Annotated in this window: 8 protein-coding genes; 2 read left to right on the top strand and 6 right to left on the bottom strand. The window is 41.6% G+C overall.

Annotation, left to right across the window (positions count from 1 at the left end; all coding sequences use genetic code 11):
- The first annotated feature begins 4 nt into the window (after positions 1 to 4).
- Together metK and AC1DCV_RS28770 are read left to right on the top strand one after the other, a co-directional pair.
- Complete coding sequence (metK, locus tag AC1DCV_RS28765; protein WP_477026414.1) at positions 5 to 1,261, top strand: methionine adenosyltransferase; 1,257 nt, start codon at positions 5 to 7, stop codon at positions 1,259 to 1,261.
- A 563-nt stretch (positions 1,262 to 1,824) separates the two neighbouring features.
- Entirely contained in the window at positions 1,825 to 3,234 is a 1,410-nt protein-coding gene (locus AC1DCV_RS28770) for a right-handed parallel beta-helix repeat-containing protein (RefSeq protein WP_477026415.1), read from the top strand.
- A gap of 97 nt (positions 3,235 to 3,331) precedes the next feature.
- Here the strand turns inward: AC1DCV_RS28770 and AC1DCV_RS28775 are convergent, their stop codons facing one another.
- From AC1DCV_RS28775 to AC1DCV_RS28800, 6 genes are all read right to left on the bottom strand, one after another.
- Positions 3,332 to 4,273, bottom strand: coding sequence for an alpha/beta fold hydrolase (locus AC1DCV_RS28775; protein WP_477026416.1), 942 nt, complete (start codon positions 4,271 to 4,273; stop codon positions 3,332 to 3,334).
- Between the two features lie 6 nt (positions 4,274 to 4,279).
- Positions 4,280 to 5,050, bottom strand: coding sequence for a carboxylesterase family protein (locus AC1DCV_RS28780; RefSeq protein WP_477026417.1), 771 nt, complete (start codon positions 5,048 to 5,050; stop codon positions 4,280 to 4,282).
- A 53-nt stretch (positions 5,051 to 5,103) separates the two neighbouring features.
- Complete coding sequence (locus tag AC1DCV_RS28785) at positions 5,104 to 5,820, bottom strand: TolC family protein (protein ID WP_441577019.1); 717 nt, start codon at positions 5,818 to 5,820, stop codon at positions 5,104 to 5,106.
- Positions 5,817 to 7,253, bottom strand: a complete 1,437-nt coding sequence (locus tag AC1DCV_RS28790; protein ID WP_477026418.1) for an O-antigen ligase family protein — start codon at positions 7,251 to 7,253, stop codon at positions 5,817 to 5,819. Before AC1DCV_RS28790 ends, AC1DCV_RS28785 begins: the two co-directional genes overlap by 4 nt.
- 114 nt (positions 7,254 to 7,367) lie before the next feature.
- A complete protein-coding gene (locus AC1DCV_RS28795) occupies positions 7,368 to 8,447 on the bottom strand; it encodes an acyltransferase family protein (protein ID WP_477026419.1) in 1,080 nt (359 codons plus the stop codon).
- 10 nt (positions 8,448 to 8,457) lie between these two features.
- Positions 8,458 to 10,644 (bottom strand): GumC family protein, encoded by a 2,187-nt coding sequence (locus AC1DCV_RS28800; protein WP_477026420.1) that lies wholly within the window; start codon positions 10,642 to 10,644, stop codon positions 8,458 to 8,460.
- Between the last annotated feature and the right edge of the window lie 313 nt (positions 10,645 to 10,957).

The following is a 10,957-nucleotide window of genomic DNA, read 5'->3' on the forward strand; positions in this document are numbered from 1 at the left end:
TTTTATGCCTTATTTATTTACATCTGAATCCGTTTCAGAAGGACACCCTGATAAAGTAGYCGATCAGATCTCTGACGCTTTGATCGATAACTTTCTGGCTTATGACGCGAAATCTAAAGTAGCATGCGAAACGCTTGTAACTACCGGCCAGGTTGTTTTGGCAGGAGAGGTGAAGTCTGAAGCCTACCTGGATGTGCAGGATATCGCAAGAGAAGTGATTCGCAAAATAGGTTATACCAAGAGTGAATATATGTTTGAAGCTAATTCATGTGGTATCCTCTCCGCTATTCATGAACAATCACCTGATATCAATCAGGGCGTTGACCGCAAATCTCCGGAAGAACAAGGTGCCGGCGATCAGGGTATGATGTTCGGTTATGCCACCCGTGAAACTGACAACTATATGCCACTGGCATTAGACCTGGCGCACAAACTGTTGCTGGAACTGGCAGTACTCCGTCGTGAAAATAATGAAATCAAGTACCTGCGTCCGGATGCTAAATCCCAGGTAACTATCGAATATTCAGATGATAATAAACCGGTAAGAATTGATACTATCGTGATTTCTACCCAGCATGATGATTTTGATGAAGATGAAAAAATGCTGGCCAAGATCAAGGAAGATATGATCAATATCCTGATCCCGCGTGTTAAAAAGCAACTGAAACCAGAACTGCAAAAACTGTTCGAAGGTTTTGATATCAATCACCACATCAACCCAACCGGTAAATTTGTAATCGGTGGTCCTCATGGTGATACCGGCTTAACCGGTCGTAAAATCATCGTAGATACCTATGGTGGTAAAGGTGCTCATGGTGGTGGTGCCTTCTCTGGTAAAGATCCTTCCAAAGTGGATCGTTCTGCAGCCTATGCTACCCGTCATATTGCCAAAAACCTGGTAGCTGCAGGTGTTTGTGATGAAATACTGGTACAGGTGTCTTATGCAATCGGCGTAGCTAAACCATGTGGTATTTATGTAAACACGAGCGGTTCTGCCAAAGTGAAACTGAATGATGGAGAAATTGCAAAGAAAATTGAAGAGATCTTTGACCTGCGTCCTTACGCTATTGAGCAAAGACTGAAACTGCGCAATCCTATCTACAGTGAAACTGCAGCTTATGGTCACATGGGCCGTGAGCCTAAAGTAGTTACCAAAGTATTCAACAAAGGCAAGAAACATGAGAAGAGTGTGGAAGTGGAATTGTTTACCTGGGAAAAATTGGATTACGTTGATAAAGTAAAAGCTGCATTCGGTTTATAATCAAAACGAGATGTCAACATTATAGCAACAGCCGTTTCAATTTTGAAACGGCTGTTGCATTTTATGTGGTGAACATCTTTTGACTTCACCTGTTTTTAATGCAACACCACCATTTTTTTAAAATGTGGAAAAGTTTTTCAGATTTTTTTAAAAAAAGTTCAAAAAAAGTTACATATTATTATTAAATATACCTTATATTTAATAATAATACGATTGATTGGCCTACGTTTCACGCCCTGTAAGTGGGTGATGGGTTCGTTTATTCTTTTTAGATGATGGTTAGGACACTGGTTTTATTTCTGTAAATGGTTATAAAATTCTCCCGGACATTTTAGTCGATAATATTTCAACAAGGGGGATCGTTATGATGCTGCTTTTATATCCAAAATTCTGGATATTCGCAGCCAGAAATTATAATCTAACCTTTTAATTGTTTCCGGAGATAATTAATCAGGTGCCATTATTCTTTTGAAATACCGAATCCATATCAGAGAAAATCAATTGCAATTACCATTGGGTAGTTGTGAACTTTTTATTGAAACCATATAATTATCTGAAAAACCATGAAGCGCAACACCACCTCACGACTGTCTATGTACACAATCGTATCACTTGCAATGGCTTTTATTTTTACGACTGAGAGCTGTAATAAAGCACAATTAGACGCAGTAAAACCGGGACCTTCAAAGCCCGATACAGTAACTGCCAAGCCTCCGGTTAATACAAAAGAAATAGTGCTTGTACCAGACAAAGACGGGCGATTGCTTTTAGATGGAAGCATCTACAAAGCCGGAGATATACTGGCGCTGAAGGGCATATTTACCGCTGTTGTTATCAACAATCTTAAGGGTTCCGCAGCAGCTCCGATTATTGTAAAAAATGCCGCCGGCACTGTTGTTAAAGTCGGTAATCCTGCCTGGAGTGGCGGATCCTGGGCAACTGCGCTTAGTTTTGTGAACTGTCATTATGTGAAAGCCGGAGGAGAGAAATCTAAATCCGATTTCATCATAAGCGGAAGCACGCAAGCCGGCAAAGAAGCTTACTTTGACTTGTCTTTAAGTCAGCATACTGATAATTTTGAGATCAGCAATATCACCATACAAAATGGTGGTACCGGTATCTGGGCTAAAACAGATCCATTAAAAGGAGATGCGACTACGTACTATCCGAATTCGTACATGGAGAATCTGTCAATACATAATGTTTCCATCAGTGGCACCAACAATGAAGCCTTTTATATCGGTCATACTGCTCTTTATTGGAACTTAACTGCCAATGCACCTTATTATGGTGCTCCGGCTGGATTTACACCCGGACAACAATATGTACAGCCCATTAAATGGCGCAATGTTAAGATTTATAATAATGAAGTGGCCAACGGTGGGGCAGATGGCATTCAAACCGCTGCTATCGACAAACTGGAAATATATAGCAACACAGTTACCAACTGGGGTGGTCAGCACAATTCCGGCCATAACGGTGGTATCCTGATAGGAGGGCGTACAACCAATACCAATGTACACGACAACTACGTACATGATGGTTGGGGTGAACTGATTCAGTTTTATGGTTCCGGTGAAAATGGAGCTACCCATATTATTCATAATAATCTCCTGAGAGATAACCAGGGTGACGGGGTAAGCTTAAGAGGAACCGATAACGCAGTTATTCAGATCACTAACAATACCATCGCAAGAGTGGGAGGAGTATCCCTTCGTATTAATGGTTATCAGGGCATGACAGCCGCTCAGATCGTGAATAGCAACGCCTTTATACAACCGCGTGTAAATGGTGGCTCTATTGTGCCGAATGCTTACATTTATACTGAAAACGGAGGTACCTACAAAGAAGGTACGGGTGCAGATATCAACACTAAATTCCCTACAGTGGATGCAGCGGGTGTTGATCCCAACAATTACTACCAGCCATTGGGCACTTCCAAGATACTGACTTCAGGATTCAGGAAAAATTAAGGTCTTATTGATCTACAGGTGAATGTTCCTGATAGGGCATATCTTATAAACGCAAAGCCGTCCTGGTTATAAGGACGGCTTTTGCATTTTCCGGACATCATTGAGTTGCCCTCAGATACTCCCACATCAGCTCATTTACTATCTGTGGTTGCTCATAGTGAGGCATATGCCCGGCGCTGTCTACTTCATGTACTTCTAAAGTTGGGTATAACGTCTTATAAGAACTTAATTTCTCTATGGGGAAGAACGGATCCTGTTTGCCATAGAGCAGTAATATCTTTCCGGGGGTTATTTGTTTTAACAGATACAGTTGGTTCTGATTGAGCATATTCATCCAGGAAGAATGTGTAAGCCGTTTATATCCACTGAAATTCATGAAGTACTTCAGTCGTTGCGAATAGGTATTAAAGAGTGGTTGGTTCACGAACTCTTTACGTTGATTTTCTACAGAGCGGGGATACCAGTAAGCAGTCATCAGCACATCAGAAATGACAGGTATGCGAAGCAGTTTGCTCGCCTGCAGATCACCGCTGGCAGCAGGTCCCAGCAATATTATACGATTGACACGGTCGGGATGCCCGGCAGCATAGTCCAGTCCTATTGGTGCCCCCATGGACATGGCCAGTATATCAAAGGATTGCTGCAGATGGAGGGTATCTAGTAACTGCACCAGTTGCCTTCTGTAAAGACTAAGATCATAAACAGTATAGGGTCTGTCTGAATACCCCCTGCCATAAAGGTCATAAGCCAATATCCTGTAGCCTTTTGACAGGAGGTAGGGAATATTGTATTGCCATACCTCCATGCCACTGCTACCACCACCATGAATCAATACCAATAGCTTTGCGCTATCAGGGCCATATAATTTATAATGCACTAAGCCCTGGTCCAGCTTAATGAAGTTGCCGGGAGCCTGTTTGCGCGTAGCATCATCCAGTTGAGCGGTTTCCTGACCGCTTTTAATGAACAGAAAACCAAGACAGGATATAAGCAGTATGCAGATAACAGCAGGTAACCACCATCTTTTTAGCCGGCTCATAACTGATTATCTTTTATACTGAAGTAACCATTCATAAATATTCATCCCGTTTTCGCGGTAGGAAGGGTCGTAATACTGTTCCCAGCAGCAATGCTTATGATCGCCGGTGGTAAGCTTTGTAAGCCCTGGTTTGTATTTATTTGTACTATCAGCAAACAGTTTGCAATTTCCGAGGAAAACCGGTTCTTCAGTACCTCCGAAATACCATACGTGGATATTGTTTTCTGCCGTAATGCGGAAGCTTTTCATATTTTCCGCATCGATGGTGGCAGGAGACATATTGACGGCTGCAGCTACTCTTTTCGCCATTTTTTTATCTGTTACAGCCATGCCAACCGACCATCCACCGGCACTATATCCTGTGATATATATGCGGGAAGAGTCAATTGGATACCGTTTCAAAACATCAGAAATCGCCGCATCAAGATGATCGGGACCGAGTGACCAGCTGGTGGCAAGTGGAGCCATGACAATAAACTCATATTTTTTTCCATCCACCTTATTTACCGCATCAATATTTTTGCTCTCGTGCATTTGCCTGGCAACACCCTGCCGGAATATTTTAGTGAGATCAGTACCGGCGATACTTCTGCCATGCAAGCAAATCAACAGCGGATATCTCTTCCCGCTTTTAACATTGTCTGGTAGTTTTAACAGTGCCGGAATATGATGCCATGGTGTTATCTGAACTTCGATCTGCTTAAAAGGTTTCAGGTCCTGTCCCGCCAGGACTGCTGTTTGCAGCATCATACCTATAAAAAGGAGTATCTTCATCATTCAATCTTATTTGTCAGGCCCCCTGAAGAGCACCTGGTTGCAAACTGCTTTTATTATAAGTGTAACAGTACTTCTTCAAGCGAAGTGCCGATAATTGCTTCCAATGCAATTTTGGACTGCCTTACTTCTCTCTCAAGATTTACTTTACGTACCATTTCTGCATTATAAATGCGATAAGCGTCATTTAATCCTTCTACAGCTGTACCCTGGTCACCACCGGAAAATTTCTGTTCAACCTGTTTGTAATGATTGTAGGAATCTTCCAGGAGTGGTAACTGCAGTTCATACAGTTGTTTGTTGGCAGAATAATCTTCGTAGGCACGCAACACGGCTGCCTTTAATGCAAGCTTTTCGCCTTCTTTCTGTTGATCAAATACTCTTCCGTTTGCTTTTGCTGCCTTTACTTCATTAGGAATGCTTATTAAATTTCCAAGTGGTACCATAATACCAAAGTTATATCTTGGGTATAAGGTGTTATTATTGGAAGTGCCGCTTCCCTTGATGGTAAACTCATTCAGGTTACCTGCTGCTGTAAGCATATTTAACCAACCCGCTTTTGCCCTGTTCTCATCGTATTTTGTGATTTCTTTTTTAATATCCAGTGCTTTGATTTGAGGATTGTTCATGGCAAGTTCCACCAGTTTTTCTTTCAACCTGCTTACTGTAGGTAAATCGGCCGGCAACCGCAAAATAATACTGGTATCTGCTTTCTGTGCCTGTGCCACAGTACCCGTAATAGCTGCCAATAAAAAGAATAATACACGTTTCATGTTGTGATATTTGGAGATGATAAATACTTTAATTTTATAGAAATTCCGTTAAGCCCGTAATAAAGTAATGCTGATTCTATTAGCCCTGAAGATTCCTGTGCATATATGCTCACCACGAGAGCAAACATTACACATATAATCACCAGTGTTAATTGCTTTTCCGTTTCAGTATTGCTTCTGAAATAATTAGCTACCGTATACTGCATGACCAAAAAAATGTTAATGCAAACCAGTATAAGCCCTATATATCCCTGTTCCAGTACGGTACGCAGGTAGCCGCTATCTGGCGGAAATCCATCCAGTTCACTGCCGGAACCCGGCTCACAACTCAAGAAGCCTCCACCTATCGGGTGTGTGTAGATGTAGGGTTGAATGCGATGCCTGTTGACATCACGTACATTCAGGGATGCATCTTCTGATCCGGAGAACGCAGTCCTTATTCTGATAACAGTAGTGTTGCTATGGAAGGGACCAAACATCACTACGAGGAAGGCAAAAACAAATATCAATGCGCCTATAACAGCATTCTTGTTGCGCAGATTCACAAATAACATAATGACCAGGCCCATAGGTACCATGACATAGGCAGTACGGGTACCTGAATACCCAAGTGCCATAAATTGCAATACCAGGGATATAAATAGCAGTACCTTCTCAAACAGTGGTATCATTTTATTTGAACTGGTCAGTAATACAATATTTATAATGCATCCACAGGCCATTATTACACCAAAAACCGCCGGATCAGACACAAATGAAAAGATGCGGATACCGGTGAGGATAAGTACCGTTTTAAATTTTTCAGGGTACCTGGCTATGAATGCCTTTTCAAAAGGCATTAAGCCAAACCATTGTTGAATACAGGCATATAGTGCTGCCAATGTTAGTATGATAATCCAGAACTTGAAGAAAATTTTAAGATCATCCATATTCCGGATCATCTTCATCACCAGGTACATGAAGATCATGTTGCGCAGGTATACCCTGGCAAAAGTTGTCCAGCCATGTCTGTCGTGTACATAGGCGGGATTGAAGAACTGAAGTAAAATAAACCCTGCGTATATGTAAAACGTAATCAATGCAGGGTCGCGGAGGAAGTCAACCTTTTTTATACTTTTATCTCCTGATTTTAGAAGACTTCCCAATAATGTAATTAATACCATGGCATCTATCAGCACACCTACACTCATTTCTGCACCAGACATTCTTTCCAGCAGCCGCACGGTGAGTGTCACCGTAAGTGCTATATAGTAGCCTGCGCGGTAGTTCAGAATGGAGATCCCCGCAACAGCGATACCAATCGCCAATCCCAGCAGCAGTACTGTATATTTTACGTCCTGAGCACTGATATACGCGATGGCCGGTACCAATATTACCCAACAGATAATAATAAACAGGCTATAAATATTTTTCTTCGCAAATTCCACTGGCATTGATTTATAAGAATACTATTTTAATAGCCATAGCAATAATTGTTAGTGCTATAAAGGTGACAATCAGCATCTGATGAAGATGTTGGTCTATTGGTTTCTTTTTTGGTTGTTTCCTCATATTAAATTTATATGGGCACTTTTTTTAGATACATGGTACTCACCGAATCTTCCCGTAAAAAGGAAGGTCCATTTCAGTAACAGACATGTTCTGTATACTATAATTGAAAGGAAAATAGATGATGGAATAAGTATCAGCAACAGCGCGATACCGTTATCTACCCCCATGTACAACAATACTGCACGCAATAATGCGAAAATGCTTACATGCAACAGGTAAACGTATAGAGAGTAATGGCCTATTACGTTTAAAAATTCCATCTTCCGGATACTGGCGAGCCAGGAAGCCAGTAGTATCACAAACAGGCAACCATTTAACGCGATGATCATAAAAAGATACAGGTTCATACCCTGGTGATGGAGATAATACCATTGAAGCAAGCCAAAAACGGGCGCCAGCAGCAACAGGTTTTTCAGTTTAGCGAATTGTTTTTGCGTTTGCTCCTGTAAAAAATAATCCGCAGCTGTATCTCCGATCGCAAAGAATATATAATGAAGTGCTATATCGTACAGTGTGCTTAACTCCCGCACATAAGGTGCAATGCCGAGCAATACCAATCCTGTCAGCAACTGCCATATTTTTTTATTACCAGTGATCCCTGAAACGACGGTGTAAAGCATCGTTACGTTGAATAGTGCAAATAGATACCAAAGTTGATCCAGTGTTCTCGGTTGCAGGAAAATATTCAGGAAGTCTTTACCTGAACGTTCTGAATTGGCAAACCTGGAAAACACGATCTGCAAACTGATTTGTATTACTGCCCACAACAAGTAGGGATATAATAAAGTATTAATCTTTAAGAACGTAAAATTTTTAACACCTCTTTTCGCAATGCTCTTGCTGAAAAATACGCCGGAGAGCAGGAAGAAAAGAGGCATGCGGAAGCTATATAACATATCGTTTATTGCCAGCACATTATGCGGCAATGAAACCCCACGCGCAATCAGACCATAAGCGATATGCCTGTATACCACCAGTATAATAGCTATACCTTTCGCATAATCTATCCACGCATAACGTGATTCATTTTTTTCGGGGCGCAAACCAAAGACGTTAATTTTTTTCTGCAAATTCATAGTATCAAGATCATAACTCAATAAAGTCTTCTCTAACATCATTTAAAACAGCTCCGAGGAATTTGTCTCCCAATGATTCCAGGAATTCAGAAGATTCACGATCAATTTGCTTCATTTTTAAACGGGAAGAGAAAATGGCGATTACACCTTCTGCATAGGCAGATAACTCGCGACTATCGGTGAAATCATTGAGGGGAGCTCCTTCCATCAAAATATAATCGTAATATTCTTTCAGCTCCTCCAGGTAATTGAGCAGGTGATTGGGAGGCAATATTTCTGAAGGCGTATAGTCTCCGCCTTTGCATCCAATAACTTCTATACCGGGGGTAGCGTATGATGTTACTATTTCTCTTACTTTTTCGATACTGAACTCTTCAGGAGATACAGAGAAATGTTCCAGCGTTGGCTTGGCATCCATCTGCACGCTTACATCATTGTTGCAGAAATTGGTGTCAATTACCAATACTTTTTTGTTGCTCAGACTCAGGCTGTGTGCAACTGCCTGCAGGAGGGTAGTTTTACCCTGTTGCGGTTCGGTACTGGTGAAAAGGAAAATCCTCTTGCCGCTGTTTTCCAGTTCAAATCTCAGCTTACGCAGTAATTCCCGGAAAACGTTCTGCCTTTTAAGCCATTGGGCTTCGTCAGACTTTTTTTGCAATATTTCCAGCAGGTTATATTTCTGCAGATTAGTGTGATTGATAGTACCAATGAGTTTGAGGTTAGAGGTGCGGTTGAAGATGGACGGTGATTTAACCGAATTATCCATAAACTCTTTGAACAATATTCCCATACAGCAAAGCATGAATACCGCAATTCCGGACATACCCATAATCACGAGGCGTTTGGATGATTCAGGGGTGAAGGCAGGCTGACCTTTCAAGGTCTGCCGGAAGTTATCCTGTGGCACATTACGGTTATCCAGTGCGGAACCCAGTTTCTCCTTCAGTTTATTATATTCATCCTGGGCCAGTACCACTTCCTGCTGCAATGATCCCACAGTTGCTTCTTTGTTGGCGTATGAGCCAACAGAGGCACGGAGATTGCGGATTTTCCCATCAAGGGTGCTGATATTGAGCTTTGATGCGCTCACCTCTGCTTCCAAAGCACCTTTACGTTGAATAAGTTCTTCTTTCGTACTTACTTTACCGTTAGGAGTGGAGGCATCGATCATGGCTTTCTGCAGCTTGCTGCGCTGTGCTTTTATTTTATCTGCCAGAACATTATCATTTGAACCTGTCCGGGTATACTCATCATTCAGATCATTGATTTGTTTTCTTAAAGCGATGATGTCACCGTTTGAATTGGTATAAGCCGGTTTCCCGCTATTCATCTGAGACAGCTGTGTATTCACATTGTCCAGAGAAGCCTGTAAATTGTTATAGTTAGCTCTTTCATCTGACACAGATTTTTCGAACTGTTTAATCAGGTCCCATTCATTGCCGCTGGCTGTTTCCACATTCAATACGCCCTGTGCTGTTTTATAGCCCCGTAGCGCCTCTATTTTCTGATCCAGTTCCTGTTTCTTCTGATTTACCAGGGCCTCAAAAGTTTCCACGTTTTCTACTGAGCGTTCAGAACGGGAACTGCGGTAGAAGCGTAAAAATTCTTTATAAAGCATATTTACGGTATAGGCCGACAGTTCAGGGTTTTCTGAGTAGCAGTTGATGTTAATGTAATCCGTTCTTGACAAACGGCCTGCAAACAACATTTTACGGATGGATTCAAAGTCGTACTTGTACAGCTTCATAAATTCCAGCACTTTCCGTTCTTCAGGAATGGAGGAAGAAAGTATTTGCAGGGAATCGCTCTTCAGCCGGCAAATGCGGAGAATATCTTCCTTGCTGGCGCTTTTATATTCCGGCTTATTCAGCTCTTTTTCAGTTAGGTGTCTGAATGGTTTATTGGTAGAAAGATCATGTATCATCAGGTCGCAGGCAAGGAGGCCTATCACCAGAGGAGAATTCATGGTCTCAATAACGTTATCGAATTTTACGTCTGCTTCAAACAGGTTTAAATTCTCGTCGCGCAGCTTAATCTGTTCATTGGTGGTAAACCCGGTGGCCATCTGTGCTGTAGAAGCATACAGTTTAGGTTTACCGATCGTAAAGGCCAATGCTCCGGCTATTGCAGCAATGGTGCTGAACAGTATCCACCACTTCTTTTTTAGTAACGCCTTTATAAAATACACGATATCCATATAGAAATTTTCCTTTAACTACGTTTTAATATGATATACAAGGTGGAAGTACACGTTATTGCATACATGCCATGTTCCCGGTATGGTAACTGGAAGATCAGAGGAGATGGTAAAAAATAAGAGAGTTTCAGGCAATTGGCCGGAAAGCTTCTTTTGGTTTTGTCGGAGGATGAGGTTACAGAAGAGATAACCGGGGCATAGTTAGTCCTGGTATATCCGGTTAGAGTCCAAAGGTAAAAGATTATATTAAAAGACACTTTATTTTTAAGCGAAACATAAAAATTACTTGGTAATCGCTCAAGTTTAAGGGGTA

Source organism: Chitinophaga sp. 10T418, from assembly GCF_056394125.1.